The organism is Micromonospora sp. NPDC005252 (assembly GCF_042872475.1).
Classification (GTDB): Bacteria; Actinomycetota; Actinomycetes; order Mycobacteriales; family Micromonosporaceae; genus Micromonospora.
In genome coordinates this window covers 199,189-224,955 of sequence record NZ_JBIAKN010000009.1, presented here as the reverse complement: position 1 = coordinate 224,955, position 25,767 = coordinate 199,189, and the positions used below count along the sequence as shown (strand labels likewise).

General features: G+C 71.8%; 28 protein-coding genes and 1 pseudogene. 17 read left to right on the top strand and 12 right to left on the bottom strand.

What is annotated here, in order from left to right:
* Positions 1-107 precede the first annotated feature (107 nt).
* Positions 108-308 carry a DUF5999 family protein gene (locus tag ACFYPH_RS24305; RefSeq protein ID WP_234586185.1) on the bottom strand — a complete coding sequence of 67 codons (201 nt, stop codon included), beginning with the start codon at positions 306-308 and terminating at the stop codon, positions 108-110.
* A gap of 123 nt (positions 309-431) precedes the next feature.
* Here ACFYPH_RS24305 and ACFYPH_RS24300 point away from each other — a divergent pair, with 123 nt between their 5' ends.
* Positions 432-1,625, top strand: coding sequence for a chorismate-binding protein (locus ACFYPH_RS24300; RefSeq protein WP_387184830.1), 1,194 nt, complete (start codon positions 432-434; stop codon positions 1,623-1,625).
* Between the two features lie 31 nt (positions 1,626-1,656).
* On the top strand, positions 1,657-2,166 hold the full coding sequence (gene def, locus ACFYPH_RS24295) for a peptide deformylase (protein ID WP_354855305.1): 510 nt from the start codon (positions 1,657-1,659) through the stop codon (positions 2,164-2,166).
* A gap of 20 nt (positions 2,167-2,186) precedes the next feature.
* Here def and ACFYPH_RS24290 read toward each other — a convergent pair whose 3' ends face one another.
* Positions 2,187-2,960: a TSUP family transporter gene (locus ACFYPH_RS24290; RefSeq protein WP_387184827.1), complete on the bottom strand. Its 774-nt coding sequence runs from the start codon at positions 2,958-2,960 to the stop codon at positions 2,187-2,189.
* Between the two features lie 183 nt (positions 2,961-3,143).
* On the opposite strand from ACFYPH_RS24290, the gene ACFYPH_RS24285 reads away from it, so the two are divergent.
* The 3 genes from ACFYPH_RS24285 to ACFYPH_RS24275 all read left to right on the top strand — a co-directional run bounded on the left by ACFYPH_RS24285 (position 3,144) and on the right by ACFYPH_RS24275 (position 6,883).
* Positions 3,144-3,923, top strand: coding sequence for an endonuclease/exonuclease/phosphatase family protein (locus ACFYPH_RS24285; protein WP_354855303.1), 780 nt, complete (start codon positions 3,144-3,146; stop codon positions 3,921-3,923).
* Positions 3,924-4,045: 122 nt separating this feature from the next.
* Positions 4,046-6,154, top strand: a complete 2,109-nt coding sequence (locus tag ACFYPH_RS24280) for a M14 family zinc carboxypeptidase (RefSeq protein WP_387184824.1) — start codon at positions 4,046-4,048, stop codon at positions 6,152-6,154.
* A 75-nt stretch (positions 6,155-6,229) separates the two neighbouring features.
* Positions 6,230-6,883, top strand: a complete 654-nt coding sequence (locus tag ACFYPH_RS24275; RefSeq protein WP_354855301.1) for a fasciclin domain-containing protein — start codon at positions 6,230-6,232, stop codon at positions 6,881-6,883.
* Positions 6,884-6,889: 6 nt separating this feature from the next.
* On the opposite strand, the gene ACFYPH_RS24270 is transcribed toward ACFYPH_RS24275, so the two are convergent.
* Positions 6,890-7,891 carry a tyrosine-type recombinase/integrase gene (locus ACFYPH_RS24270; protein WP_387184821.1) on the bottom strand — a complete coding sequence of 334 codons (1,002 nt, stop codon included), beginning with the start codon at positions 7,889-7,891 and terminating at the stop codon, positions 6,890-6,892.
* Positions 7,892-7,901: 10 nt separating this feature from the next.
* Between ACFYPH_RS24270 and ACFYPH_RS24265 the strand changes: the two are divergent.
* Positions 7,902-8,153, top strand: a pseudogene (locus ACFYPH_RS24265) (AAA family ATPase); the annotation flags it as partial.
* 321 nt (positions 8,154-8,474) lie between these two features.
* On the top strand, positions 8,475-9,311 hold the full coding sequence (locus ACFYPH_RS24260; RefSeq protein WP_387184898.1) for a hypothetical protein: 837 nt from the start codon (positions 8,475-8,477) through the stop codon (positions 9,309-9,311).
* Between the two features lie 126 nt (positions 9,312-9,437).
* Here the strand turns inward: ACFYPH_RS24260 and ACFYPH_RS24255 are convergent, their stop codons facing one another.
* Together ACFYPH_RS24255 and ACFYPH_RS24250 are read right to left on the bottom strand one after the other, a co-directional pair.
* Positions 9,438-10,028: a DinB family protein gene (locus ACFYPH_RS24255; protein WP_387184818.1), complete on the bottom strand. Its 591-nt coding sequence runs from the start codon at positions 10,026-10,028 to the stop codon at positions 9,438-9,440.
* Complete coding sequence (locus ACFYPH_RS24250) at positions 10,021-10,860, bottom strand: alpha/beta fold hydrolase (RefSeq protein WP_387184815.1); 840 nt, start codon at positions 10,858-10,860, stop codon at positions 10,021-10,023. The genes ACFYPH_RS24255 and ACFYPH_RS24250 overlap by 8 nt, the downstream gene beginning before the upstream one ends.
* A 281-nt stretch (positions 10,861-11,141) precedes the next feature.
* On the opposite strand from ACFYPH_RS24250, the gene zwf reads away from it, so the two are divergent.
* The 3 genes from zwf (at position 11,142) to ACFYPH_RS24235 (ending at position 14,185) form a co-directional block, all read left to right on the top strand.
* The gene (gene zwf, locus ACFYPH_RS24245) at positions 11,142-12,521 is read left to right on the top strand and encodes a glucose-6-phosphate dehydrogenase (RefSeq protein WP_387184812.1); all 1,380 of its coding nucleotides are present in this window, start codon (positions 11,142-11,144) and stop codon (positions 12,519-12,521) included.
* A 129-nt stretch (positions 12,522-12,650) separates the two neighbouring features.
* Positions 12,651-14,063 (top strand): OFA family MFS transporter, encoded by a 1,413-nt coding sequence (locus tag ACFYPH_RS24240; RefSeq protein WP_363937349.1) that lies wholly within the window; start codon positions 12,651-12,653, stop codon positions 14,061-14,063.
* Entirely contained in the window at positions 14,060-14,185 is a 126-nt protein-coding gene (locus ACFYPH_RS24235) for a hypothetical protein (protein WP_255473694.1), read from the top strand. Before ACFYPH_RS24240 ends, ACFYPH_RS24235 begins: the two co-directional genes overlap by 4 nt.
* A gap of 30 nt (positions 14,186-14,215) precedes the next feature.
* On the opposite strand, the gene ACFYPH_RS24230 is transcribed toward ACFYPH_RS24235, so the two are convergent.
* Positions 14,216-14,947: an SDR family oxidoreductase gene (locus ACFYPH_RS24230; RefSeq protein WP_355068067.1), complete on the bottom strand. Its 732-nt coding sequence runs from the start codon at positions 14,945-14,947 to the stop codon at positions 14,216-14,218.
* Positions 14,948-15,025: 78 nt separating this feature from the next.
* On the opposite strand from ACFYPH_RS24230, the gene ACFYPH_RS24225 reads away from it, so the two are divergent.
* The 3 genes from ACFYPH_RS24225 to ACFYPH_RS24215 all read left to right on the top strand — a co-directional run bounded on the left by ACFYPH_RS24225 (position 15,026) and on the right by ACFYPH_RS24215 (position 17,127).
* Positions 15,026-15,859 carry a patatin-like phospholipase family protein gene (locus ACFYPH_RS24225; protein WP_355068065.1) on the top strand — a complete coding sequence of 278 codons (834 nt, stop codon included), beginning with the start codon at positions 15,026-15,028 and terminating at the stop codon, positions 15,857-15,859.
* Between the two features lie 45 nt (positions 15,860-15,904).
* Positions 15,905-16,366, top strand: a complete 462-nt coding sequence (locus ACFYPH_RS24220) for a peroxiredoxin (RefSeq protein WP_355068063.1) — start codon at positions 15,905-15,907, stop codon at positions 16,364-16,366.
* 74 nt (positions 16,367-16,440) lie between these two features.
* Positions 16,441-17,127, top strand: a complete 687-nt coding sequence (locus ACFYPH_RS24215) for a hypothetical protein (protein ID WP_354855292.1) — start codon at positions 16,441-16,443, stop codon at positions 17,125-17,127.
* A 77-nt stretch (positions 17,128-17,204) separates the two neighbouring features.
* Here the strand turns inward: ACFYPH_RS24215 and ACFYPH_RS24210 are convergent, their stop codons facing one another.
* Complete coding sequence (locus ACFYPH_RS24210) at positions 17,205-17,657, bottom strand: MarR family winged helix-turn-helix transcriptional regulator (protein ID WP_355068061.1); 453 nt, start codon at positions 17,655-17,657, stop codon at positions 17,205-17,207.
* Positions 17,658-17,753: 96 nt separating this feature from the next.
* Here ACFYPH_RS24210 and ACFYPH_RS24205 point away from each other — a divergent pair, with 96 nt between their 5' ends.
* Positions 17,754-18,185: a hypothetical protein gene (locus ACFYPH_RS24205; RefSeq protein ID WP_387184806.1), complete on the top strand. Its 432-nt coding sequence runs from the start codon at positions 17,754-17,756 to the stop codon at positions 18,183-18,185.
* 12 nt (positions 18,186-18,197) lie between these two features.
* On the opposite strand, the gene ACFYPH_RS24200 is transcribed toward ACFYPH_RS24205, so the two are convergent.
* The 5 genes from ACFYPH_RS24200 to ACFYPH_RS24180 all read right to left on the bottom strand — a co-directional run bounded on the left by ACFYPH_RS24200 (position 18,198) and on the right by ACFYPH_RS24180 (position 23,269).
* Positions 18,198-18,572 (bottom strand): hypothetical protein, encoded by a 375-nt coding sequence (locus tag ACFYPH_RS24200; RefSeq protein ID WP_387184803.1) that lies wholly within the window; start codon positions 18,570-18,572, stop codon positions 18,198-18,200.
* 81 nt (positions 18,573-18,653) lie between these two features.
* The gene (gene eis, locus ACFYPH_RS24195; RefSeq protein ID WP_387184800.1) at positions 18,654-19,847 is read right to left on the bottom strand and encodes an enhanced intracellular survival protein Eis; all 1,194 of its coding nucleotides are present in this window, start codon (positions 19,845-19,847) and stop codon (positions 18,654-18,656) included.
* 112 nt (positions 19,848-19,959) lie between these two features.
* Positions 19,960-20,781, bottom strand: a complete 822-nt coding sequence (locus ACFYPH_RS24190; protein WP_387184797.1) for an arginase family protein — start codon at positions 20,779-20,781, stop codon at positions 19,960-19,962.
* Positions 20,782-20,839: 58 nt separating this feature from the next.
* Positions 20,840-21,838 (bottom strand): cytochrome d ubiquinol oxidase subunit II, encoded by a 999-nt coding sequence (gene cydB, locus ACFYPH_RS24185; RefSeq protein WP_387184794.1) that lies wholly within the window; start codon positions 21,836-21,838, stop codon positions 20,840-20,842.
* A 15-nt stretch (positions 21,839-21,853) separates the two neighbouring features.
* Positions 21,854-23,269: a cytochrome ubiquinol oxidase subunit I gene (locus ACFYPH_RS24180; RefSeq protein ID WP_355068051.1), complete on the bottom strand. Its 1,416-nt coding sequence runs from the start codon at positions 23,267-23,269 to the stop codon at positions 21,854-21,856.
* 165 nt (positions 23,270-23,434) lie between these two features.
* On the opposite strand from ACFYPH_RS24180, the gene ACFYPH_RS24175 reads away from it, so the two are divergent.
* From ACFYPH_RS24175 to ACFYPH_RS24165, 3 genes are all read left to right on the top strand, one after another.
* Positions 23,435-24,199: a lysophospholipid acyltransferase family protein gene (locus ACFYPH_RS24175; protein WP_387184791.1), complete on the top strand. Its 765-nt coding sequence runs from the start codon at positions 23,435-23,437 to the stop codon at positions 24,197-24,199.
* Positions 24,200-24,482: 283 nt separating this feature from the next.
* Positions 24,483-24,788 (top strand): hypothetical protein, encoded by a 306-nt coding sequence (locus ACFYPH_RS24170; RefSeq protein WP_354855283.1) that lies wholly within the window; start codon positions 24,483-24,485, stop codon positions 24,786-24,788.
* A 100-nt stretch (positions 24,789-24,888) separates the two neighbouring features.
* Positions 24,889-25,731: an SDR family NAD(P)-dependent oxidoreductase gene (locus ACFYPH_RS24165; RefSeq protein ID WP_387184788.1), complete on the top strand. Its 843-nt coding sequence runs from the start codon at positions 24,889-24,891 to the stop codon at positions 25,729-25,731.
* Positions 25,732-25,767 lie beyond the last annotated feature (36 nt).

Sequence of the window (25,767 nt, the reverse complement as noted above, 5' to 3'; positions counted from 1 at the left end):
CGGGCGGTTCTGGCCGCCCCGGCTGCGCCGCGACCTGGGCGGAGACGTCCCGTACCGGGGGACTAGCCTGGGTCGACGGCGGCGGTGTGGTAACTCTGGGTGGTCGTTCAGGCCACGAGAGCGTGGCGGGCGGGGCCGCGGTGCGGTGCGATGCTGCTGCCGTCGGGGAGCAACTCGCCGGTGTCCTCGAAGACGATGACACCGTTGCAGAGCAGGCTCCAGCCCTGCTCAGGGAAGCAGGCGAGGACCCGGGCGGCTTCCCGGTCGGTGGCTTCAGCTAAGGGGCAGGTCGGTTGGTGCTGGCACATCGGGTTCTCCGGACTGTGGGGGCACTGTGTCATGGTTCACATGACCAGTGACGCACAGTACCAAGCGAAAGTGTCCAGCATCGAGCAGGTGCCGGCCTGGCGTACGGGAAATCCACTGAACGGATGAGGAAGGTCGGACCATACGGCGTGGAAACGCTCCCACAGGTGCTGGTCGATGTGCCGGCCGCGCCCACCGCGTGTCGCGACACGCTCGCTGAACGCGCCCGCCTGCACTGGCGCCGCACCGACGGCGGCGACCCCGCCATCCTGGCCGAGGAGTTCCTCGCCGCGCACGGCCTGAACCTGCGCGACCTCACCCGACCCACCCCCACCCACCACGACACCGGGGCCTGCGGCGCCGCGCTCTACCTGTCCGCCGCCGCCGGAGCACACCTGGCCGGCGCCCCCACCGCGGCGCCCGAACCCGCCCCGGCCCTGCCCGACCTCGCCGTCGTCGTCTACGACCACGGCCCCACCCGATGCGCCCCCGCCCGCGCGGCGACACCCTGGTGGCTCGGCGACTGGACCGACAGCTGGACACCCGAGCAGCACGCCGCCGCCGTCGACGCCATCCGCGCCGCCATCGGCCGCGGCGACGTCTACCAGGCCAACCTCGTCGGCCACGCCGCCGCCCCCTACACCGGCGACCCGCTGCCCGCCCTGCTCCGCCTCGGCGCGCTGCCCGGCGCCCGCTACGGCGGCGTCCTCACCGGCGACGACTGGGCCATCGGCTGCGCCTCCCCGGAAACCCTCATCGAGGTCCGCGACGGGCACCTGATCACCCGACCCATCAAGGGCACCCGCCCCGCCACCGCCGCCGGCCGCGCCGAACTGCTCACCAGCGCCAAGGAACGCGCCGAACACATCATGATCGTCGACCTGGAACGCAACGACCTCGCCCGCATCGCCCGCACCGGCACCGTCACCGTCGACGACCTGTTCACCGTGCGCCGCTGGTGCGACCTGTGGCAGGCCGAGTCGACCGTACGGGCAGCCGCCGCCGACGGCCTCGGCCTCGCCGACCTGCTGCGCGCCACCTGCCCCGGCGGCTCCGTCACCGGCGCACCGAAACTCGCCGCCCTGACCCACATCGCCGGCCTCGAACCCGTCGGCCGCGGCGCCAGCATGGGCGCGCTGGGCTGGGTCGCACCCGGCCGCGTCGACCTCGGCCTGACCATCCGCACCGCCGCCGCCGACGGGGAGTTGCTGCACACCTGGGCCGGCGGCGGCATCACCTGGGACAGCGACCCCGCCGCCGAGGTCGCCGAAGCCGCCGCGAAGACCACCCCCATCCGCGCCACCCTGGCCGGACGCTGACCCCACCACCGACGGCGATACGCTGACCCGCATGACCATGCGGCCCATCCGGATCATCGGCGACCCCGTCCTGCGCACCGAATGCGAGCCGGTCACCACCTTCGACGCCGAGCTACGCGCCCTGGTCACCGACCTCATGGACACCCTGCTCGGCGAGCCCGGCCGCGCCGGCGTCGCCGCACCGCAGATCGGCGTCAGCGCCCAGGTGTTCGTCTACGACGCCGACGGACACCGCGGCCACCTCATCAACCCCACCCTGGAACTGTCCGACGAACTCCAGGACGACGAGGAAGGCTGCCTGTCCATCCCCGGGCTGTACTTCCCCACCGTACGGGCCCTGCACGCCACCGCCCACGGCGTCGACCAGCACGGCGAACCGCTCACCATCAGCGGCACCGGTTTCCTCGCCCGCGCCCTGCAACACGAAACCGACCACCTGCGCGGCACCCTCTACGTCGACACCCTGCGCGGCGACACCCGCCGCCGGGCCCTGCGCGAGATCCGCGCCGGCCGCTTCGACTCACCCAGCCGCCGCGCCTAGGGCGGGCCCACCCGCCTCCGTCAGCGGGCCACCCACTGGTCGTGACCCAACTTCGCGACCAACGCCAGCACCACCACCAGCAGTACCACCCGCACGAAACCCGAACCACGGCGCAACGCCATCCGCGCACCCAGCACCGCGCCCGCGATGTTGCACACCGCCATCCCCGCGCCCAGCAACCACCACACGTGCCCGGTCACCCCGAACACCACCAACGCACCCAGGTTCGTGCCCGCGTTGACCACCTTCGCCATCGCCGACCCGTGCACGAAGTCCGCACCGATCAGCGCCGTGAACGCCAACACCAGGAACGTGCCCGTACCCGGACCGATCAACCCGTCGTACAGGGCGATGCCCAACCCGGCCACGCCGATCGCCACCGCGACCCGCGCCGGCGTGCGCCGCGCCGGCACCGCCACCACCCCCAGCCGGGGACGCAGCAGCACGAACACCGCCACCGCCACCAACACCACCAACACCACCGGCCGGTACGCCGACGCCGGCACCGCCCCGGCCAGCGCCGCACCCACCCCCGCGCTGACCACCGCCAACCCCGCCGCCGGCCCCACCACCCGCCAGTCGAGCTTCGTCCGCCGCGCGTACGTCGCCGCCGCCGTCGCCGTACCGAAGATCGCCGCCAACTTGTTCGTGCCCAACGCGGTGGCCACCGGCAACCCCGGCGCGGCCACCAGCAACGCCGGCAACAACAGCAGCCCACCACCGCCGACCACGGCGTCCACCCACCCGGCCATCGCGGCGGCGACCAGCAACGTACTCAGCGATACGGCGTCCACGGGCGGCAATTCTCCCCACCCCACCCGACCCACCGACGCCCGAAGTGGCCAGCCTCACCCGTCAACGACCCCGCGAACGCCGCAACCACACCCCCAACATGCCAACCGCCACGAACACCAGCATCGAACACAGCAGCACCTTCACCACACGGCAACCCTGCCACGGGGACGTAGGGTGCAGGAGTGCGCCTGGCCACCTTCAACCTGCTGCACGGACGATCCCTGACCGACGGGCTCGTCAACCCCGACCGACTCGCCGCCGCCGTCCGCGCCCTCGACGCCGACGTCCTCGCCCTGCAGGAGGTCGACCGCGACCAACACCGCAGCGGCAACCTCGACCTCACCGCCATCGCCGCCCGAGCCCTCGACGCGCCACACCACCGCTTCGCGGCCGCCGTCGTCGGCACCCCCGGCGAACAGTTCCGCCCCCTGCGCCACGACGACGACGGCCACGGCGAACCCTGCTACGGCATCGGCCTCATCAGCCGCCACCCCGTACGCAGCTGGCACGTCACCCGACTCAAGCCCGCCCCCGTCCGCTCACCGGTCTACGTCCCCGGCCCCGGCGGCGGCCTCATCCTGCTGCACGACGAACCCCGCGTCGTCCTCGCCGCCGTCCTCGACACCCCACACGGCCCCCTCACCGCCGCCGCGACCCACCTGTCGTTCGTGCCCGGCTGGAACGCCCGCCAACTCCGCCAGACCGTGCGCGCCCTCCGCGCGCTACCCGGCCCCCGCGTCCTGCTCGGCGACCTCAACCTGCCCGCCGGCCCGGCCCGGTTCATCTCCGGCTGGCGCCCCCTGGGCCGACTCCCCACCTACCCCTCCGGGCAGCCCCGCGTCCAACTCGACCACGTCCTCGCCGACCGGCACGCCCTCAACCAGCTCCCACCCGTACGGGCCGTCACCGCACCACCGTCCACCATCTCCGACCACCGCCCCCTGCTGGTCGACCTCGGCTGAAGACCGACCCGACCTCCACGCAGCCAGCGCCGAGCCGCAAGATTGCCTCAAGATCATTGCATCGACGAACTCCGACGATCATGCTGGGCGGGTCGCGCCACGATCAAACAGTCGGAGGCCACATGAGACGCCAGCGATCCACCCTCGTCGCCGCAGCAACCCTCATCGCTCTCACCCTCACCACCGCACCCACCCCCGCCAACGCCCAGAGCGCCGCACAACCGAACCAGGTCGCCGACCTCACCGTCCGCCAGGCCGACGGTTACGCCACCCTCGCCTGGACGCCCGTCGACGGCGCCACGGACTACCAGATCGAACGCACCGCCATCGACACCAACGGCACCCCCACCGGCGCACCGACAATCGTCGGCGTCTGGCGCCCCAACCGCCAGATCAACCAGCAGGCGCCCACCTTCGCCGACTCCGGATTCAACCCCGGCGACAGCTTCCAGTGGCGCGTCCGCGCCCGCACCGGCACCACTGAACAGCCCTACTCCGACCCCGTCACCGCCACCACCACCGCACCCTGGGGCAACCCCGACACCCCCGGCCAACAGCTGCGCACCCAGTGGGAGACCACCCACGCCGCGCAGTACACCAGCGACACCGACGAGTACGCCTACACCGCCGCCATCGACGCCCTCAGCGACCGGGTACGCGTCGTCGAACTCGGCCGCACCGTCCAGAACCGGCCCATCAACATGCTGGTCATCGGACATCCCACCCCGGCCGCCACCCCCGCAGCCGTCGCCGCCACCGCACCCGTGGCCATCAACTGCAACGTGCACGGCAACGAACCCGGCGACCGCGAAGCCTGCCTCATCATGGCCCGGCAACTCGCCTTCAGCACCGACCCCCGCATCACCGACCTGCTCAGCCACACCACCGTCCTGATCGTCCCCACCATCAACGGAGACGGCCGCGCCGCCAACACCCGCGGCAACTCCACCGGCCAGGACCTCAACCGCGACTACTCCCTGATCCGCCAACCCGAAACCGCCGCGTACATCACGATGGTCCGCGACTACCGACCCGTCGCCGGCTACGACGGCCACGAGTTCGGCAACTCCCGCGCCGGCGACCTGCCCATGCTGCCGCCCCGGCACCAGAACGTCGCCCAGCCCATCTTCGACCAGTCCCAGGACATGATCGAAGGCCACATGTACGCCAAGGGCGCCGAAGCCGGCTGGTGGCCCTGCCCCTACGGCTGCGAAGGCGGCGGCAACGTCGGCCTCAGCGAGGAAACCATCCTGCGCAACACCCTCGGCCTCAAGAACGTCACCAACTCCCTGCTGGAGCTGCGCAGCTCCGGCGGCCAGACCCGACCCGACGAGGGCAACACCGCCAACAACCGGCGCCGCAAGACCTACTCCGCCCTCTGGACGTTCCAGCAGTTCCTCGACTACCACCGCACCGACCGCGGCGACATCCTCACCTCCCGCGCCGAGGCCATCGAGATCCAGGCCGCCAACACCGGCCGCCTCGTCTTCCGCGGCTCCCGCCCCATCCCCGCCCACCCCGCACCCCACCCGGGCGACAGCCCGCCGCCCCTGGACGCGCCCCCGGCCAACCTGATCCTCGACAACGCGCCGTGCGCCTACAAGCTCACCGACGCCCAGTACAACGGCCCGCGCACCGACGGACCCGGCGGCGTCGGCACCACCGTCGCCCAGCGCATCGCCGCCCACGGCTGGAAGGTCATCAAGACCACGGACGGCTGGTACGTCCCCCTCAACCAGCCCGAACGCGGCCTCATCCCACTGCTGCTCGACCCGTTGGGCGTGGAGAAGCTGACCGACGGCGAACGCGTCTACCCGACCCTCACCGGCCGACGCAACGGACCCCTGGTCGTCACCGGCTTCACCTGCGCCGCCAACGCCACCGTCAACGGGCCGGTCACCGTCCGCGCCGGCGCGGCACTCGTCACCACCGGCACCACCATCAGCGGCCCGGTCACCGCCAGCGGCGCCGCCGGCGTCCTGCTCGCCGACAGCACCGTCAACGGCCCCGTCCAGATCGCCAACACCACCGACGCGGTCTCCATCATCGACGTCACCGTCGCCGGCCCGGTCAGCCTGACCGGCAACACCACCGGCACCGACATCCCACTGCTGGCCGGCTCCACCATCCGCGGCCCTCTCACCTGCACCGGCAACAACCCCACGCCGACCAACCTCGGCATCGCCAACACCGTGCACGGCCCCCGCACCACCCAGTGCGCGGCACTCTGAACGCCAACTAGCCGCACCGGCGGCGCGGGCCCCACGCCCGCGCCGCCGGTCCACCCCGAACCCGTGGAGGCCGTCGTGTCGCACCCCGCCACCGCAGCGCGACACCCCCGACCGCGAAGGCTCCTCCTCCTCGCGCCGACACTGCTGCTGCTCGCCGCCTGCACCGGCACCACACCTCGCGCCCAGGACGCGTCAGCCGCCACCACACCCCAGGTCACCGGACCCCTCTGCGCCGCCCTGCCCACCGGCACCGACCCCGGCAACCCGACCTTCCTCGCCGGTCAACCCGTCGATGAGGCACTGCGCTGGATCCCCACCCTCACCACGTTCGAAGCGGCTCTGCGCACCAGCGGCGTCCTCACCGACCTCCCCGCCGGCACCGCCGTCACCGTCCTCGCACCCACCGACGACGCCTTCGCCGCCACGTTCTCCGAGGACAACTGGGACGACCTCATGACCCACCACACCGACCAGCTCCGCACCCTGCTCAAGGCCCACCTCAGCACCGGAGCCCACCCGATCGGCGACCTCGCCACCGCCGGCTCGACCACCACAATCGACGGCGCCACCATCACCGTCACCCGTACCGGAGCCACCACCCGCCTCGCCGACCGGGCCGACACCGTCTGCGCCGACTACCAGGCCACCAACGCCCGCATCCACATCATCAACGCCGTCCTCGGCCCCCTTCCCGTCACCGCCGACGGCACCGGCCACCGCGCACACTGACCCCGCTCAGTCCTGGTCCAACCCGACCAGAGCAGCCAACGCGCGATTGGTGCGGTTGGCCCGCACCGCGTCACGCTGCTGCCCGGCCGTCACCTCGATGTACGTCTGCGACGACGCCAACGACGCGTGCCCCAGCAACCGCATGATCTCCGCCGCGCTCGCCCCGTCCTCCGCCAACCGGGTCGCGAACGTGTGCCGCAACGCGTGCAGCCGCGCCCCACGCGGCACCCGGTCACCGATGCCCGCCCGCCGATAACACGACTCCACCAGATACTGCAGACCACCACGGCGCAGCGGCTCACCGCGCCGGTCCACCAGCAACGCCGAGTCGGGACGTACCGACCGCGACCCGAAACGGCGCCCGCGACTGTCCAGGTAGTCCCGCAGCACCCGATCCAGGTCCGCCTCGATCGGCACCACGCGTGGCCGCCCGCCCTTGCCGATCACCTCGATCCGCCGCTCACCCGGCCGACCCGCCAGCGAACCGACCCGCAGCGCTAGCAGCTCCGACAGGCGCAGCCCCGCGCACAGCGCCACCGCCAGCACCGCCACGTCCCGCTCCGGCCACGGGTCGCGCTGCCGTCCGTCGTCGCGGGCGACCGACGCGAGCAGCACCTCGGGGGTGTCCGCGCCCCGCAGCGGTTTCGGCTGGGGGAGTAGCGCCCGGGGACGGCCCACCGCCGGCATCGGATTGCCCGCCACCACCTGATCGGCGACCAGGAACGTGAAGAAACTGTTCCAGGTGGACCAGGCCCGGTGCACCGACGCGGGCGCCCGGGGCGCGGCGAACCGGGCGAACGCCGCCCGCATGACGCGGGGGGAGAGGTCGGTGATCGACAGCGCGTCCAGGGGGAGGGGAGTGGTGTCACCCTCGGCGACCAGGGCGGCCACCGTGTACAGGTCTCGCCGGTAGGCCGCCAGGGTGTGGGGGGAGGGCTTGCGGGTCGCGCGGGCGGTCAGGAACTCCTCGATCAGCACCCCGAGCGATTCGTCCTTTTTGTCATGCATAAGGGATATTATGCAGCATTTTCACGTTCCCGGGAAGCGGGGGGAGAGGAGCGAGAACATGCGCGAACCACCGCGGTATGTCCTGACCGGAGCACCCGGCGCCGGCAAGACGACCCTGCTGGAGGCACTCCGCCACAGGGGACACGTCACGGTCCGAGAGGCCGCCACCGACATCATCGCCGAGCGCCAGGCGCAGGGGTGCGCCGAGCCGTGGCACGAACCCGACTTCGCCGACGCCGTGATCGCCCTGCAGAGCCGCCGCCAGATAGACGCCACCATCGCCGCACGCCGATGCGCTGGCCTTCGCCCGCGTGTACGAGCAGGTGTACGAGGCGTACGGGCACCACCTGGTCCACGTGCCGGCCGGACCGGTGTCGCAACGAGTCGCGCTGATCGAGAGGCACGTGTCGTGCCGGGCATGACCCGCGACTGCCCGCTGTCGAGGGGGCCCCCGAATCGGCTTACTTTACATAATGTGCATTATCGAAGGTGTTTGGGCGGCACCCGGGAGTCGACCGGGTGGGCTAGCGTGTCGTCGATCTACTGGGGAGATTCCCAGCATCCTTCGGGGAAAGAAGCACACGTGTCACTGTGGAAGAAGACCGCGGTGGTGACGCTCTCGGCGATCACCGCACTCAGCGCCTCAGCCTGCGGCGTGGCGTCCGGCTCGTCCGAGGCGCCGAAGCAGCCCAGCGTCCTTGAGCTGCTCGCCAGCGACCTCAAGGGATCGCTGCAGAAGACGATGGACGTCACCGACAAGAGCGACTCGGTGACGATGACGATGACGGGCACGGTCGGCGGCGAGAAGATCTCCATGCAGGGTGTCATGGACCTGGGTGACCCGGTCAAGGCCGAGATGACGACGGCGGACCCGGACGGCGACACGACCACCATCCGGTTGATCGGCACCGTGATCTACGTCGAGGTGCCGACGAAGGACCGCGCGAGCATGGGCGGTAAGCGCTGGATGAAGATGGACATGACCAGCGTCGGCCAGCAGGCGGGGATGGACTTCAGCAAGCAGTTCGAGGACATCGACCCGACCAAGCAGGTCAAGACGCTGCTCGCCGCCGAGGGCGTGACGGTCATCGGTGCGGAGACGGTGAACGGGGCGCGTACCGTCCACTACACCGTCACCACTCCGGTGGCGACGCAACTGGCTCAGGTGGACGCCAAGCTGCGGGCCGGCGTCGAGAAGCAGTTCGCCGCGGCGGGCGTCAAGGAGATCAAGGTCGACCTCTGGGTCGACGAGCAGTACCGGCCGCGCCGTGCGGGCACCGTCATGGGCGCGATGGGCGACATGGTGGTCGACTACACCGACTACGGCAAGGCGGTGACCATCGAGACGCCGCCGGCGGCGGAGACCAGCGACTTCGCCGAGATGCTGCAGGGGTTGAAGAACCTGGGTGCCGGCAGCTGACCGCAGCCGCGAGAGTGCCCGGTCGGCGAGGGTTCTCGTCGGCCGGGCACTGCCCGTTTCCGCGTCGCCTCTCCCCCAGCCCGGATCGGCCATGATCGCCTGTGCGGGGGCGCCGTGCGCGGTCGGTCACTCGAAGTGGTCGGCCAGCTTTCGCAGTTTGCTGACGTACGCCGGCCAGTCGTACCCGTCGGGGATGCTGGTGCCGTCCTGGTGCCAGCCGATTCCGCCGTCGTGCTGCTCGCGGATGATGTCCGCCTGACCGGCGTGGCGGGCGAGGTCGCCGGTCACGTGCATGATGATCCGGTCCAGGGTCACGTCCTGGTGCCCTGGCCGCCACCAGGGCACCTGCCCGGGCGCGTCGAGCGGCAGCTGGTCGATCGTCTCGTCCGCGAACAGCGCGACCCGGCGGTACAGGTCGATCAGGCCGTCCTTCGTCTCGTCCTCGCGCGCGTACCAGTCGGCCTGCGGGTCATCGTCGAATGCCTCCAGCGGAACGAGTTCCTCGGGCGTCGGGAACTGGCGGCCGAAGGTGGGCCCGAAATAGCCGGCTTCGACGTTGAGGCAGTGTTTGACGATGCCGAGCAGGTTGTTGCCGGTCACGGTGCGGGGTGTTCTGGCCTCGCGTTCGCTCAGACCGTCGAGCTTCCAGATGAGGTCGTCGCGCGTCCGCCGCAGGTAGTAGTGCAGCGCGGCTTTCGTGTCGCTCAGGTCAGCCATGCCGGCCATTGTCGCGCAGGAGCTGCGCCGTCGTGTGCCGTGGCATGGGCGAGGTCAGCGTCCGGCGTAGCCAGTCCTGGGTGAGCGCGCGCAGCAGTGCTGGTTGTTCGAAGGGCAGGTAGTGCCCGGCGGCGTCGATCGTGGTGAAGGTGCCTCGGGGGTAGCGCCGCATGGCGTGGAACTGGTCGGTGTAGCCGACGATGCCGTCCTGGCGGCCGGTGAGGACGCTGACGGGGCCGTCGTAGGGGGTGTCGGTGGCCTCGTCGGGTAGCGCGTACCCGGGGTCGGTGCGCAGTGTCTGGAGGAAGGTGTCGTCGCCGGGGCCGCCGGCGTGCAGGGCGGCGAGCACGGTGGCGACGACGGCCGGGGTGCGGTGGCCGAGCGCGGTGTCGAGGTGGGTGCGCAGTTCGGTGGGGGCGTTGTCGAGCCAGCCGGCGGGTCCCGGGGGTGGGCGGTGGTCGGGCAGGGTGCGGCTGGCCGGTGCGATGGTGATTCCGGGGCAGACGAGGAGCAGGCCGCGGACCAGGTCGGGGCGTTGGCGGGCGATGCCGGCGGCGAGGTAGGCGCCGTAGGAGGCGCCGGCGAGCAGGACCGGTGCGTCGACGTGGTGGTCGAGCCATGCGCAGACGGTGTCCAGCAGGGCCTGGGAGGTGGGTGGGCAGGTGGCGGGGCTGTCGCCGTGGCCGGGCAGGTCCAGGTATGTCGCGCGCAGGTCGGCGCCGGCGAGGGCGGGGCTGAAGGCGGTGGCCGTGGCGGTGCGGGTCATGCCGAACATCGGCAGGCACACCACCTCGGGGTCGGCTGCGGCGGATCGGTCGACTGCCAGGTTCATTCGGGGGTCCTCCCCTGTCGCGCGGAGCGTTGCTGCCCGTCTTCGGTCGTGGCGGATACGCGGGAGGGGGTGGAACGTCGGGGTTGGCGGGCCTTAGGATGATCGAGATTTGTCGATCAGGGTTGGGTGTCGCCCGCGTCACACCCTGATCGGTGGACTTCTCAGGGTGTGCGCCGTCGCTGTCGCCGACCTCACGTGTGTCGTTGCCGGGGAATTCCTCCTGTGGGCTCGCGGTTGTCCGTTCGGAAGATCAGGTTTCCACATGATCGGATGGAAGTGCCATGCACGTGCGCTCAGACGCGGTAGTGCTGTTCGGCGTGACAGGTGATCTCGTCTCGAAGAAGCTGTTTCCGGCGCTGTACGAGTTGACCCGACGTGGTCGGCTCGATGTCCCGGTGATCGGGGTGGCCCGCTCCCCCTGGGACGATCAGCAGTTGATCGCGACCGCCCGCAAGTCGGTGGCCGAGGCGAGTGACGAGGTGGACGACGAGGCGTTCGACGCCCTGGCGGGCAACCTGTCGATGATCTCGGGCGACTACGCGGACCCGGTGACGTACGAGCGGCTGGCGGAGCGTCTGCGCGACGCCGAGCGTCCGGTCTTCTATCTGGCGATTCCGCCGATGGTGTTCGGTGCGGTCGTGCGGGGGCTGGCGGCGGTCGGGCTGGCCGATCGTGGTCGGGTGATCGTGGAGAAGCCGTTCGGGCGTGACCTGGCGTCGTCCGCGGAGTTGGATCGGACGTTGCGGGGGGCCTTCGATCCGACGCGGGTGTTCCGGATCGACCACTACCTGGGCAAGGAGGCCGTGGAGAGTCTGTACGCGTTCCGGTTCGCCAATCGGCTGTTCGAGCCGTTGTGGAACAGCGAGCACATCGACAACGTGCAGGTCACTCTGGCCGAGGGTTTTGGCACGCAGGGTCGTGCCGGGTTCTATGACACCGTGGGCGCGACCCGTGACGTGTTGCAGAACCACATTCTCCAGGTGGTCGCGTTGATCGCGATGGACGCGCCAGCGGGTGACGACATGGACGCGTTTCGTGAGGCGGAGGCCGCGGTTCTGCGGCAGATCGAGGCGTTGTCGCCGGAGTTCACGGTGCGGGGGCAGTACGCGGGCTACCGCGACGAGCCGGGTGTCGCGCCGGATTCGAACACGGAGACGTTCGTGGCGACCCGGTTGACTGTCGACTCTCCCCGCTGGGCGGGTGTGCCGTTCTATCTGCGGACGGGCAAGTCCCTGGCGGGGACGGCGACCGAGGTGGTAATCGAGTTCAAGCAGCCGCAGCGTGCGTTGATCCCTGCCGCGGGTGGGGCGGCGGCGCCGGCGAATCTGCTGCGGTTCCGGCTGGGTCGTGGGGACGGCATCACGATGTCGATTCAGGCGAAGAGCCCGGGTGCGGAGGTGGCGAGCCGTCCGGTCGACCTGTCGGTGGACTTCGGGGCGGCGCTGGGTCGCCGTCAGGAGGCGTACGAGCGGTTGCTCGACGATGCGATGGACGGGCAGCATCTGCGGTTCGCGCGGGCGGAGACGATTCGGCAGGAGTGGCGCATCGTCGAGCCGATCCTGGATCTGGCGACCCCGGTGCGGCCGTACGACAGGGGTAGTTGGGGTCCGGCGGAGGCCGACGCGTTGGCCGGCGGCTGGCACGTGCCCGACCTGGGGTAGCCGGCAGGGAGGGGCTGAGTGACCGCTCAGCTCACCGGAGGGACCGTCCGGCGACGGTGAGGTTTGCCGCGGGCGTGGGGTGTGGGCATGTGGGGGTGTCTCACGTCCTCTTCGGAGAGGAAGCAGCGCATGCTTTCCGCACTCGATCGTCGGCACACCGTCGCGCCGCCCGGCTACAGCCGGTGGCTCATTCCCCCGGCGGCGTTGGCCATCCATCTCTGCATCGGCCAGGTTTACGCCACAAGCGTCTACAAGAACTCGTTGATCGCCCACTTCGACACCGGTCAGACCGCGATCGGGGTGATCTTCAGCATCGCGATCGTGATGCTGGGGTTGTCCGCGGCGGTGGCGGGGACGTGGGTGGAGGCGAACGGGCCGCGTAAGGCCATGTTCGTCTCGGCCTGTTTCTGGGCGACGGGCTTTCTGGTCGGGTCGCTGGGCATCGCCACGAAGCAGCTGTGGCTGCTGTACCTGGGCTACGGCCTGCTCGGCGGCATCGGTCTGGGCATCGGGTACATCTCCCCCGTCTCGACGCTGATCAAGTGGTTCCCGGACCGGCCGGGTCTGGCCACCGGTCTGGCGATCATGGGGTTCGGTGGTGGCGCGATGGTGGCCTCTCCCCTGTCGCGTCAGCTCCTGTCGTTCTACGACCCCGGTTACGACCCGTCCAACGCGGGCTCGACGGCGTCGGGCAGCGCGCTGGTGTGGCTGTTCGTGACGCTCGGCCTGGGCTACTTCGTGATCATGATGTTCGGGGTGGCGAACGTGCGGGTGCCGGCCGACGGGTGGCGTCCGGCCGGCTTCGACCCGGCGGCGGTGGCGGCGAAGCCGCTGGTGACCACGGCGAACGTGTCGGCGGCCAACGCGGTGAAGACCCGCTCGTTCTGGCTGCTGTGGGTGGTGCTGTTCTGCAACGTCACGGCCGGGATCGGCATCCTGGAGCAGGCCAGTCCGATGATTCAGGACTTCTTCCGGGACAACGGGACGTCGGCGGTGTCGGTGGCGGCGGCCGGCGGGTTCGTGGGTCTGCTGTCGCTGTTCAACATGGCGGGCCGGTTCGTCTGGTCGTCGACGTCGGACGTGATCGGCCGCAAGCCGATCTACCTGGTGTACCTGGGTGTGGGCATGGTGCTGTACGCGCTGCTGGCCGTGTTCGGGCAGACGGCGACGGCGCTGTTCGTGCTGTTCGCGTGCGTGATCCTGTCGTTCTACGGCGGCGGGTTCGCGACCGTGCCGGCGTACCTGCGGGACCTGTTCGGGACGTACCAGGTGGGTGCGATCCACGGGCGGCTGCTGACCGCCTGGTCGGCGGCGGGGATCGCGGGGCCGCTGATCGTGAACGGGTTCCTCGACGCGCAGGGCAAGCCGGGCACGTTGACGGCGGCGGCGTACCGGCCGGCGCTGTTCACGATGGTGGGTGTCCTCGCGGTGGGCTTCGTGGCGAACCTGCTGGTGCGGCCGGTGCCGCAGCGCTACCACGAACCAGCGGCGGAGCAGGGCGTGGACGACGACACGACGGTCGAGAGGAGTGGTACGCGATGAGTGACGACGGTCGGCACGGGCAGCAGGCCCGGTTGTGGATTTCCTGGCTGGTGGTGGCGGTGCTGCTCGGCTACGGGGTCGTGCAGACGGTGATCACGGCGGCGAAGCTGTTCACTCACTGAGGTGTGAGCCGGGGCGCCGCGCGCCCCGGCTCACAGGCCGCCGGAGACGCGCAGGACGGTGCCGGTGGCGTAGGAGGCGTCCGGGCTGAGCAGCCAGGCGATGGCGGCGGCGACCTCGTCGGGTTCGCCGGCGCGACCCAATGGGATGCGGCCGGCGGCGCGGTCGGCGCGGTCGGGTACGCCGGAGTCGGCGTGGATGTCGGTGCGCACGATGCCGGGGGCGACGCCGTTGACCCGGATGCCGCGCGGGGCGAGTTCCTTGGCCAGGCCCACGGTGAGGGTGTCGGTGGCGGCCTTCACGGCGGCGTAGTGCACGTACTCCCCCGGGCTGCCGAGGGTCGCGGCGGCCGAGGACACGTTGACGATGGCGCCGCCGTCGGTGAGGCGGCGGGCGGCCTGTTGCGCGCTGAGGACGTACCCGATGAGGTTGATGTCGACGACCCGGCGCAGGTCGTCGACGCGCAGCTCGGTGAACGGGCCGATGGGGCTGGTGACGCCGGCGTTGTTGACCAGCCCGGTGAGCGGGCCGAGTTGCGCGGCGGCGTCGAACAGGGCGGCGACCTGGTCGGGGTCGGTGGTGTCGGCGCGTACCGCGATGGCCTGCGCGCCGGCGGCGTGCAGGTCGGCCAGGACGGTCTCGGCGGCGGCGTGGTCGCGGCGGTAGCACAGGGCGAGGTGGTGCCCGGCGGCGGCGAGTCGGCGGGCGGTGGCCGCGCCGATGCCGCGACCGCCGCCGGTGATGACGGTGACGGGTGGTGCCACGATGCCTCCGGGGCTGTCGGGTGGGGTGAGCCGACGCTACCGTGACCGGCGCGGGTCGATCGTCGAGAGGAGGGTCACATGCGGCGGGCGTTGGTGCTCGGCGGTGGCGGGGTGACCGGGGTGGCGTGGGAGTTGGGCCTGCTGGCCGGGTTGGCCGAGCGGGGTGCGGCCCTCACCGAGGCCGATCTGGTGGTGGGCACGTCGGCGGGTTCGGTGGTCGGCGCGCAGGTGCGCTCCGGGGTGCCGCTGCGGCGGTTGTACGAGGAGCAGTTGGCCCCGCCGACGGGTGAGCTGGCGGCGCGGCTGGGGTTTCTGGCGGTGGCGCGGCTGGTGTGGGCCGGTGGTCGTACGCGGGACGCGGTGCGGTCGAGGGCGCGTATCGGGGCGATGGCGGTGGCGGCGCGTACCCCGTCGGAGGCGTCGCGGCGGGCGGTGATCGAGGCGCGGTTGCCGGCGCGGGAGTGGCCGGCGCGGCGGCTGCTGGTGACAGCGGTCGACGCGGCGTCGGGTGAGTTCGTGGTGTTCGACGGCGCCGACGGGGTGTCGTTGGTGGACGCGGTGGGTGCGAGCTGCGCGGTGCCCGGGGTGTGGCCGCCGGTGACGATCGGGGCGCGTCGTTTCGTCGACGGTGGGATGCGCTCGTCGGTGAACGCGGACCTGGCGGCGGGCGCGCGGCGGGTGCTGGTGCTCGCGCCGACGTCGGCGGCGTTCGGGCCGATGCCACGGTTGGCGGCGCAGGTGGCCGAGCTGCGGGCGGCCGGGTCGCAGGTGGTGGTGGTGACGCCGGACGCGGCGGCGCGTACGGCGATCGGCCGCAACGTGCTGGACCCGGCGCGGCGGGCCGGCGCGGCGCGGGCCGGGTGGGCGCAGGCGGCGACGGTGGCCGACGAGGTGATGGCGCTCTGGGTGTGATCGCTTACGCTCACCGCGCGTTCGATCGGACAACGGAGGTGCGCGGTGGCGGGTGTGGGTGTCGGCGATGTGGTGCAGGACTTCGAGCTGCCGGATGAGACGGGCACGCCGCGGCGGCTGTCGGAGTTCCTGGCGACCGGGCCGGTGGTGCTGTTCTTCTACCCGGCGGCGATGACCCGGGGGTGCACGGCGGAGAGCTGTCACTTCCGGGACCTGGGCGCGGAGTTCACGGCGTTGGGCGCGTCGCGGGTGGGCATCAGCCGTGATCCGGTGGCGAAGCAGGCGGAGTTCTCGACGCTGCACGGTTTCGATTATCCGTTGCTGTCGGATGCCGACGGGACGGTGGCGCAGGCGTTCGGGGTCAAGCGGCGGGTGCCGCTGGGGCCGCTGAGCACGAAGCGGATGACGTTCGTCATCGGCGCCGACCGGCGGGTCATCGAGGTGATCCACAGTGAGGTCAGCATGAACGACCACGCGGACCGGGCGCTGCGGGCGCTGGGCGGCTGAACCCCCTTGCGGCGGCTGTCGCAGCCGACTGGTATCAAGACAGCAATCAAACAGGTGTACGGAAGAGGGTTGTGATGGATGCCGGCCAGGGTTTGTCCACTGACGAGGTGCAGAGCATCCGGGAGGCGTTGGCGGCCGGTCGTAAGCCGCGGGTGGTGTTCACCGCGTCGGCGGGGCAGATCGCCGGTCAGGTCGGCCAGGTGGTCGAGCTGACCGATCCCGAGGTGTCCGACGAGTTCGTGGTGGTGCGTTTCGGCCGCGACGAGTTGCCGTTCTCCCCCGCCGACCTGGCGGTGGCGCCCAAGGGCGCGGGTCGTCGGGTGGCGGAGCCGAAACCGGAGCCCGAGCCGGAGCCGGCGGCGGTGGCCGCGCCGGAGTTCGTGTTGGACACGCCGCGGGTGCCCGCGCCGCGACAGGAGGAGCCGAAGGTGGAGCAGACGGAGAAGGCGACGCCGGCCCGGCGGGTGGTCAAGGCCGCCAAGCCGAAGAGCCCCGCCGGTCTCACGGTCACTCTGGCGTACGCCGACGGCGAGTGGACCGTCGCCGCGCAGCAGGGCAGCAAGGCCCTCGCGAAGCCGTACGTGGTGAAGCCGGCCGAGGCGTTGAAGATGGTGGCGCTTGTCGACGTGCCCGGTGTGCAGGAGGCGGTGGAGCAGATCCTCGGCACCGAGCGGGCCGAGGCCGAGCAGCAGGCGGAGAAGCTGCGCGCGGAGCTGGCCGAGATCGAGGCCCGGCTCGCGGAGCTGCGCGAGGCCCGCTGAGCGCTGCGCGCGTCGGGTTTTCGCTGGTCGCGGCGGGTCTGCCCCGGTGGGGTGGGCCCGCCGTGGCGGTGTCGGCGTCAGTGGCCGCTGTGGTGCTCGAGCAGTCGGGTGAGCAGGCGGGTCAGCTGGTCGCGTTCGGCGCTCGACAGGGGTGCGAGCAGGTCGTCCTGCACGCGGGCGACGGTGTCGGCCATCCGGTGGGCCTCGTCGGCGCCGGCCTCGGTGAGGCTGATGACGTTGCGGCGACGGTCGGCCGGGTCGGGGGCGCGTACCACGAGTCCCCGACCGGTCAGGTCGTTGACGGCGGCCACGACGTCGCTGCGGTCGATGGCGCAGCGACGTCCCAGGTCGGCCTGGCTCGCGGGTCCGCTCTCGGCCAGTGCGGCGAGCAGCCGGTAGTGGTAGCCGCGCAGGTCGTGCGCGGCGAAGCCGGCGCTGATGAGTCGTCCGGCGTGGGTGGCGGCCTGGTTGAGCAGCCAACTCGGGGTGGTCCGCAGCCCGGCGGGTGACTGCGGGGCGGTGGCGTCCATGGCGGCAGCCTAACAGTAATCGTTGGCGTGACCCACAAACCGTGTTACGTTGGTTCTACCAACGTTGGTGTAGCCAACGTTTCTGAAGGAGGCATCGTGTCCACTCTCAACGGTCAGGTCATCGGTCAGGCCCACTTCGCCACCCGGGCCCTGCTCGAACGCGCCGTCGCGCCCCTGGGCGTCGACTTCGGCCAGGTCCTCACCCTCAACGCCCTCGCCGCCGGCCCCGTCGCCCGCACGCGTCTCGTGCAGCGCATCACCAGCACCCGCAAGGTCGACGAGTCGGCCGTGCACGAGATGATCACCGGCCTCGTCGACGCCGACCTGGCGCGGCTCGACGACACCGCCGAGCCGCAGGTACGGCTCACCGACGCCGGCCACGCCACCCAGGCCCACATCGCCGACGCCGTCGAGGGCATCACCGCCCGGCTGTACGGAGACATCCCGCCCGCCGAGGCCGACGCGGCCGCCCGCGTCCTCTCGCTCATCACCGAGCGGGCCAACAACGAACTGACGGGCGTCGCCTGAACCGACAGGGGCTCAGGTGAGTCGGTTCGTGGCCGCCCGGATCTTCAGCCAGGACAGGTCGGTCGCGGAGGTTTCACTGACCGCGTTCAGGTCGCCCGACTGCCAGACCCGCGTCCCGTCGGTGAGGTCGAGTTGGTCCATGTCGACAACCGACGCCTCGGCGGTGCCGGCGGAGGGTGTCCGCTCGAACCGTTCATAGCCGATGTCCTCGACGTAGACGGCCGAACCCACGCCGAGGGCTCCGCACTCCCGCAGATGTCCGTCCCCGTACTCCCAGATCCGGATCGCCGGACGGTCGTCGTCCCAAGCCGCCACCAACGGAAGGCGCGGATGGGACAGCAGCCGCTGCACCGTCGCTCCAGACCGGACACGAGCCAGGATTTCCACCGGCACACCTTAGCGGCGAGGCGGACGGCCACCCGTCCCCGCCGGGGACGGTCCTTGCCCGAGCGCACGCCGCACGGGCCGTCAGAAGTAGTCGAGCAGTTGTGCCGGGCCGCCGGTGCCCAACAGGTCCAGGGCGGACGGGTCCGCGTCACCGGCACAGTCCAGCAGGCCGGCCTGCGCGACCGAGCGGGCGCGGGCCGCCCCGGCGTAGAGCAGCGCGAAACCGCGCACGTCCAGCCGCAGGTCCGCCTCGCCGCTGATCCGGGTCAGCTCGGCGGCGCCGTCGGCGACAGCCAACCGCCAGGCGCCGGTGTTCCAGTCGGCGAGCGGATCGGTGAGGTGGAAGTCGACGGCGCCCCGGGCGTGCACGGGCCAGCCACGCGCGCTCACCGCCCGGGCCACGTCCACCGGCCGGTGCATCCACAGGTCCCGCGCGTGGTCGCGGGCCGCCTCCAGCGGCAGGTGGGCGCTGACGACGTCGCCGTCGAGCGGGCACAGCCGCAGCGTCGGCGCGACGCTGGCCCAACTGCCCAGCACACCAACGAGTTCCCGGGCCGCGTCGGCGGTGACGGCCAGCACCTCGTCGACGGTGAGCACCGAATCGGCGCCGTAGCCGCGGCCCCGCTGCCAGGTGGCGTAGCCGACCAGGTCGCCGTCGGCCTCGACGAGGGTGAGACCGTCGCCGGGCAGGTCTCCCTTGGCGTTGAAGTGGTCGAACAGCGCGCCCTGGCGGGTGAGCATGCCGTTGCGGTGGCGGGAGACCCGCTCGTACAGGTCGGCGACGGCGTCCAGGTCGGCGGGCGTGCCGGCCCGTACGCTCAGGTGCGCGGCGGGCCGGCGCCGGGGCAGCGCGACGGTGCTCAGGTCGACGGTGCGCAGCACGCCGGCGGCCTCCCAGCCGCAGGAGCGGTAGGGGGCGGCGACGGTCGGGTACAGGGCGCTGACCGCCGCGCCGCGCTCGTGGGCGCCGCCCAGCAGAGCGGTGAGCAGGGCACGGGCCACCCCCCGGCCGCGGGACTCGGGTGCGACCGCCACACCGCCGACGTCGGCCGCCGGGACCGCCCGCCCGGACCACCACTGGTCGTGGTGCAGGTCGACGGCCTTGCCGACGAGCCGACCGCTGCCGTCGAACGCGCCGTAGCGGATCATGCCGGGCACCTCGACGCTCGCGTGCGCGGGCCGCTGCGGGTTGGAGCCGAACGCGAACCGCCCCAACTCCCAGGCGGCGTCGAGGTCGTCGGTGGTGAGCTCACGAACGTGCACGGCGTCGGGCATCGGCACACCCTAGCGGGCCGGATCCGCGCCGACCGCCGATTTTCTGGCGGGTGCGATGCCGGCTGGCCGGGGCCGCGTGTTCGGTGTCCGAGCCGTGCCCGCGTGGACCGGATCAGGCAAGCGCATCGGTCAGCCCGAGTGCGTCCAGCACCTCGATGAGCGCCTGCCGGTCGTGCGCGAGCTGCGGAACGTACTCGGTGATTCCCACTCCGATCACCTCGTGGTGGGCGCGCAGCGCGGTCAGCGACCGCGCCAGCGCGGCGGCTGTCACGCCACCGGGGGTGGGGACGGCCACGGCCGGCAACGCGGACGGGTCCAGCACGTCCAGGTCGAGGTGCACGTACACCGCGGCGCCGGGCGGGGGCAGCGCGGCCAGCCGGGTCGGCTGCGCGCCCAGCGTCGGGGCGTCCACCACCGTCAGGTCGTGCCGGTGCACGTACTCGACCTCGACGGGGTCGAGGTCCCGGACCCCCACCAGGGCGACCTGCCCCGGCGAGAGGCAGCGGGGCGCCGGCAGCACGCCCTGCGCGTCGTCGTCGAGCAGCAGCCGCAGGGGCATGCCGTGCGCGGTTGCGCTCGGCGAGCTCGCGGGCGTGTTGAGGTCGCCGTGCGCGTCGATCCACAGCACGAACAGCCGTTGCGCGTACCGACCCGCGAGGTGGGCCACCGACGCGACCTCGACCGCGCAGTCCCCACCCAGGGTCAGCAGCCGCCGCGGACGGTGCCGCGCGAGCACGTCACGGTGCGCGTCGACAACCGCAGCCCGGTGCCGGACACCGCCCTCGCGCTCCGATCCGCCGGCCGGCACCGGCACCGTGACCCGCCGCGTCCCCGGCACGGTGAGGGCGGCCAGCGCGGCCGGGCCCTCGCACACCCGGAGGTCATCCGCGCCCTGCCACATCGGCACCAGTACGTCGAGATCCCGGCTCCACATGGCGACGATCTTTCCAGCGGCCTCTCGCTCCTGGGCACCGTGCGACCCCGCCCGCCGGTCAGTGCTGCGGGATGTTGGCCACGCCGATGCGCTTGCGGAACACCCAGTACGTCCACCCCTGGTAGGCAAGCACCACCGGCGTGAAGATCACCGCCACCCAGGTCATGATCTTCAGGGTGTACGGGGTGGAGGCGGCGTTGGTGGCCGTCAGCGTGCCGGCCGCGTCCAGGGTGGAGGGCAGCACGTTCGGGAACAGCGCCGCGAACAGGGTCGCCACGGCCAGGCCGATCGCCACGGCGGTGCCGGTGAACGCCCAGCCCTCCCGGCGTACCTTGGCGGCGGCGAGGCCACCGAGCAGGGCGAGGGCCGCGCCGACGGCGAGCACGACGGCGGCCGCGCTGGAGCGGATGCTCAACGTCCAGGTCAGGAACCCGACCGCGAGCACGGCGGCGCCGACACCCAGGCGCACCGCGAGGGCGCCCGCGCGCTCGCGGATGTCGCCGGTGGTCTTCAGGGCGAGGAACACCGCGCCGTGGGTGAGGAACAGCGCGAGGGTGGTCGCGCCTCCGAGCAGGGCGTACGGGTTGAGCAGGTCCAGCAGGCCGCCGACGTACTCGTGGTCGGCGTCCAGCGGCACGCCGCGCAGGATGTTGGCGAAGGCGACGCCCCACAGGATCGCCGGCAGCAGCGAGCCGACCACGATCGCGGCGTCCCAGCGGCGCTTCCAGGACGCCTCGGGACGCTTGTGCCGGTACTCGAAGGCCACCCCGCGGGCGATCAGGGCCAGCAGGATCAGCAGCAACGGCAGGTAGAACCCGGAGAACAGGGTGGCGTACCACTCGGGGAACGCGGCGAACATGGCGCCGCCGGCGGTGATCAGCCAGACCTCGTTGCCGTCCCAGACCGGGCCGATGGTGTTGATCAGGACGCGGCGTTCCCGGTCGTCGCGGCCGAGCACGGGCAGCAGCATGCCGACGCCGAAGTCGAAGCCCTCCAGGATGAAGTAGCCGGTGAACAGCACGGCGACGAGGAGAAACCAGATGGTGGTCAGGTCCACGATGGGCTCCGGGGATCAGTAGGCGAAGGCGAGCGGGCGCTCGGCGTCGTCAGTGGTGTCGTCGATGGGGTGCTCGTCGCTGACGTCGGGCACGCCGGCCCTGGCGTAGCGCAGCAGCAGCTTGACCTCGATCACGGCGAGGGTGGCGTAGATCAGCGTGAAAGCGGTGAACGAGGTGAGCACCTCGGCCAGCGAGACGCTGCGGGACACGCCGTTGCGGGTGAGCATCTCGCCGAAGACGATCCACGGCTGACGACCCATCTCGGTGAAAATCCAGCCGAAGGAGTTGGCCAGCAGCGGCAGCACCGGCATGGCCAGCCCGGCGCGCAGCAGCCATTTGCTGCGCGGGGTGCGGCCCTTGCGCTGGCTCCAGAGGACCAGCAGGGCGATCGCGGCGGCCGCCATCCCGAAGGCGATCATGAAGCGGAAGCTCCAGTAGGTGACCGGGATGATCGGGGTGTAGCTGCCCGCGCCGTACTGGGTGGCGTACTGGGCCTGCAGGTCGTTGATGCCGTGCACGGTGCCGTGCGGGTCACCGGTGCCCAGGTACGACAGCAGGTACGGGATCTTGAGGGCGAACACCTCGCGGCTGCCGTCGAGGCTGCCGATGGTGAGCACGGAGAACGAGGCGGGGCTCTCGGTGGTGTAGAGGCCCTCGGCGGCGGCCATCTTCATCGGCTGCACGTCAGTCATGATCTTGCCCTGGATGTCACCGGTGAACAGCACGGCGGCGGAGGCGACCAGGACCACCCAGGAGCCGAACTTCGTGGCGAAGCGGTACGCGCCGGCGTCGGCGGAGTCGCGGTTGCGGATGACGTGGAACAGGCCGACCGCGACGATCAGCGACCCGGCGACCAGGAACGAGCCGGCCAGGGTGTGCGGGAAGGTGATCAGGGCGACCTTGTTGGTCAGCACGGCCGGGAAGTCGGTCAGCTCGGCACGCCCGCTGTCCGGGTTGATCCGGAAGCCGACCGGGTTCTGCATGAACGAGTTGGCCGCGAGGATGAAGTACGCGGACAGGTTGGTGCCGATCGCGGCGGCCCAGATGCTGGCCAGGTGCGCCCGCTTGGGCAGCCGGTCCCAGCCGAAGATCCACAGGCCGATGAAGGTGGATTCGAGGAAGAACGCGACAAGCGCCTCGATGGCCAGGGGCGCGCCGAAGATGTCGCCGACGAAGCGGGAGTAGTCGCTCCAGTTCATGCCGAACTGGAACTCCTGCACGATGCCGGTGACCACGCCCATGGCGAAGTTGATCAGGAAGAGCTTGCCGTAGAACTTGGTGAGCTTGAGGTAGCGCTCGTTGCCGGTGCGGTGCCACATCGTCTGCAGGATGGCCACCAGCACGGACAGGCCGATGGTCAGCGGCACGAAGAGAAAGTGGTAGACGGTCGTGACACCGAACTGCCACCGGGCGACGTCCAACGCGTCCACCTGTTACCCCCAGCTATGCGTACTACGAGACGTAGTAAATACTACTGCTCGTCGTAGAGAATGCGGCAGGGCCGGGCGGCCCGAACCGCCCCGGGACCAATGACCCTGATCACTCGGGCCACTCGCCCTCGCGGCCCCGCCACCTCATGCGAGGATGGCGCGCTGATGAACACGACGACCTGGCAGCCACCACTGATCTGGCGCGCCGCCCTCGTGCTGGCCCGCGTCCTGGTCGGTCTGCTCGCCCGCCTCGAGGTCACCGGCGACGTCCCCGCGCACCTGCGCCGCGGCCCGCTCGTGCTGGCCGCCAACCACATCAGCCCGTTCGACCCCGCGGTGATGATCGCCGCCTGCCAGACCCGCGGCATCGCCCCGCGGATCATGGCGACCGCCGGGCTGTTCCGCGCCCCGGTGCTCGGACCCGCCATGCGCCACGCCGGACACATCCGGGTCGACCGGGGCACCAGCGCCGTGCACCGGGCCCTCGACGACGCCGCCACCGCCGTCGCGGCGGGCTCGGTGATCCTCATCTACCCCGAGGGACGCATCGGCCTGGACCCCGGCATGTGGCCCGAACGCGGCAAGACCGGCGTGGCCCGACTCGCCCTGGCCTGCGGCGCCCCCGTCATCCCGGTCGCCCAGTGGGGCGCGCACGAGGTGCTGCCCTACCGGGCGCCGAAGGGGATGCTGCGCGGCATCGCCCGCGCGCTGTGGCGCCGCCCGGTGATCCGGGTGCACTTCGGGCCGCCCGTCGACCTGGGCGAGGCGAACGCCGCCAACCCCGGCGCCGCCCGCCGGGCCACCCGCCGGATCATCGACGCGCTCACCGACACCCTCGCCCCGCTGCGCCCCGACGAACCCGACCTGCCCCGCCACGTCGACCCAGGCCGCCCGAGCGACCCCAGCCGCGCCCACCGCCGGTCGAGCTAGCGGCCGCCGCCGACGCCGAGGTCGACCCGGCTTTCGGCAAACCGGGGCTTGCCGTGCCTCGGACGCCCCGCCTTCAAGGAAACCGAGTCGATCACCGCCGGCGTCCGTCCCTTGGCCGAGGGAGCAGGCTGGCTCGGTGGAGGGATGAGGTCGCCTCGGCCCGCGCTGATGCTGGAACGCGTCAACCGAGCAACCGACCGAGGAGGAATGGTCATGTCTGGTTCACGTGTGGCGGCGTTGGGGGTGGTGGCGGCCGTGGTGGTCGCGGCAGGGACGGGCCGACGTGACCTGTCTGCGGGTCACCGGAAACGTCGCCCTGTTGACCGCGATCGTGCCCGAGGGCGAAGGCGCGGTACGGAACCACGGCTACTACGTGAAGATCATCGACGGCGGGAGGCTGCCGGATGTGATCGTCGACGCGCAGGCGCAGAACGGGGACGAGCCGCCACCCACGCACTGCCTCGACCCCGAGACCGACCTGCCCCCGGGCAACCCCCAGCGGCCCCGGTACCCGATCCTCGCCGGCGGATACGCGGTGCATGGCGCTGAACCGAGCCGAACGGGCACCGGACACCAGTCCCGGCCGTAACATGCGGTGACGTTCACCGCGGGTTGGGTGCGTACGGGGGCGGCCGGCGGGGACCGGCTTCCGTTCGCGCCAGCCGCCCTGGCACGAAGGGCAGGAGATCATGAGCGAGCAGACCGTGCTGATCACCGGCACGTCCTCCGGCATCGGCCTGGAGATCGCGCTCGGCTGCGCCCGCGCCGGCTGGCGGACGGTGGCCACCATGCGCGACCTCGGCCGCGCCGAGCGGCTGCGCGCCGCCGCCGACACCGCGGGCGTCGCCGACCTGATCGACGTACGCCGCCTCGACGTCACCGACCCCGACTCGGTGAGCGCCTGCGTCGACGAGGTGGTCGACACCTACGGCCGGCTCGACGCGGTCGTCAACAACGCCGGCGCCGGGCACGTCGGCACCCTGGAAGTCGACAGCGTCGACGACGTCCGGGCCGTCATGGAGGTCAACTTCTTCGGCGTGCTGCACGTCAGCCGCGCCGCCCTGGCCCACCTGCGGGCCAGCCGGGGCCGCCTGATCACCATCTCCAGCGTCGGCGGGATCGTCGGGCAGCCGTTCAACGAGGCGTACTGCGCGGCGAAATTCGCCGTCGAGGGGTACATGGAATCGCTCGCCCCGCTCGCCGCGACCACCGGGGTGCGGGTCACCGTCGTCGAGCCGGGCGCGGTGGCCAGCGAGTTCGTCTCCAGCATCGGCATCGATCCCGACGCCGCCAGCGACGCCGCCGGGGTGTACGGGCCGGCTCTGCGCGCGTACCTGGCCCGCACCGGGCAGGCGTTCGCCGCCGCGCAGTCCTCCGCCGACGCCGCGGCGGTCGTGGTGGCGACGCTGATGGACCCGACGCCGCCGGTGCGGGTGCAGACCTCCGACGGGGCCCGGCAGTTCGCCGCCGTCAAGCTCGCCGACCTCGACGGCGCCGCGGTGGCCCGGCTGACCGGCGGCTGGCTGGCCTGACCCTCGCCGCCGTGCGACGAATGTTGCCGGCAGGCC

Bases quoted from the DNA above. Each gene is read 5' to 3' on its own strand.
- ACFYPH_RS24305 (WP_234586185.1), bottom strand. From the start codon at position 308: ATGTGCCAGCACCAACCGACCTGCCCCTTAGCTGAAGCCACCGACCGG.
- ACFYPH_RS24300 (WP_387184830.1), top strand. From the start codon at position 432: ATGAGGAAGGTCGGACCATACGGCGTGGAAACGCTCCCACAGGTGCTG.
- def (WP_354855305.1), top strand. From the start codon at position 1,657: ATGACCATGCGGCCCATCCGGATCATCGGCGACCCCGTCCTGCGCACC.
- ACFYPH_RS24280 (WP_387184824.1), top strand. From the start codon at position 4,046: ATGAGACGCCAGCGATCCACCCTCGTCGCCGCAGCAACCCTCATCGCT.
- ACFYPH_RS24270 (WP_387184821.1), bottom strand. From the start codon at position 7,891: ATGCATGACAAAAAGGACGAATCGCTCGGGGTGCTGATCGAGGAGTTC.
- ACFYPH_RS24255 (WP_387184818.1), bottom strand. From the start codon at position 10,028: ATGGCTGACCTGAGCGACACGAAAGCCGCGCTGCACTACTACCTGCGG.
- ACFYPH_RS24250 (WP_387184815.1), bottom strand. From the start codon at position 10,860: ATGAACCTGGCAGTCGACCGATCCGCCGCAGCCGACCCCGAGGTGGTG.
- zwf (WP_387184812.1), top strand. From the start codon at position 11,142: ATGCACGTGCGCTCAGACGCGGTAGTGCTGTTCGGCGTGACAGGTGAT.
- ACFYPH_RS24240 (WP_363937349.1), top strand. From the start codon at position 12,651: ATGCTTTCCGCACTCGATCGTCGGCACACCGTCGCGCCGCCCGGCTAC.
- ACFYPH_RS24235 (WP_255473694.1), top strand. From the start codon at position 14,060: ATGAGTGACGACGGTCGGCACGGGCAGCAGGCCCGGTTGTGGATTTCC.
- ACFYPH_RS24225 (WP_355068065.1), top strand. From the start codon at position 15,026: ATGCGGCGGGCGTTGGTGCTCGGCGGTGGCGGGGTGACCGGGGTGGCG.
- ACFYPH_RS24215 (WP_354855292.1), top strand. From the start codon at position 16,441: ATGGATGCCGGCCAGGGTTTGTCCACTGACGAGGTGCAGAGCATCCGG.
- ACFYPH_RS24210 (WP_355068061.1), bottom strand. From the start codon at position 17,657: ATGGACGCCACCGCCCCGCAGTCACCCGCCGGGCTGCGGACCACCCCG.
- eis (WP_387184800.1), bottom strand. From the start codon at position 19,847: ATGCCCGACGCCGTGCACGTTCGTGAGCTCACCACCGACGACCTCGAC.
- ACFYPH_RS24190 (WP_387184797.1), bottom strand. From the start codon at position 20,781: ATGTGGAGCCGGGATCTCGACGTACTGGTGCCGATGTGGCAGGGCGCG.
- ACFYPH_RS24175 (WP_387184791.1), top strand. From the start codon at position 23,435: ATGAACACGACGACCTGGCAGCCACCACTGATCTGGCGCGCCGCCCTC.
- ACFYPH_RS24165 (WP_387184788.1), top strand. From the start codon at position 24,889: ATGAGCGAGCAGACCGTGCTGATCACCGGCACGTCCTCCGGCATCGGC.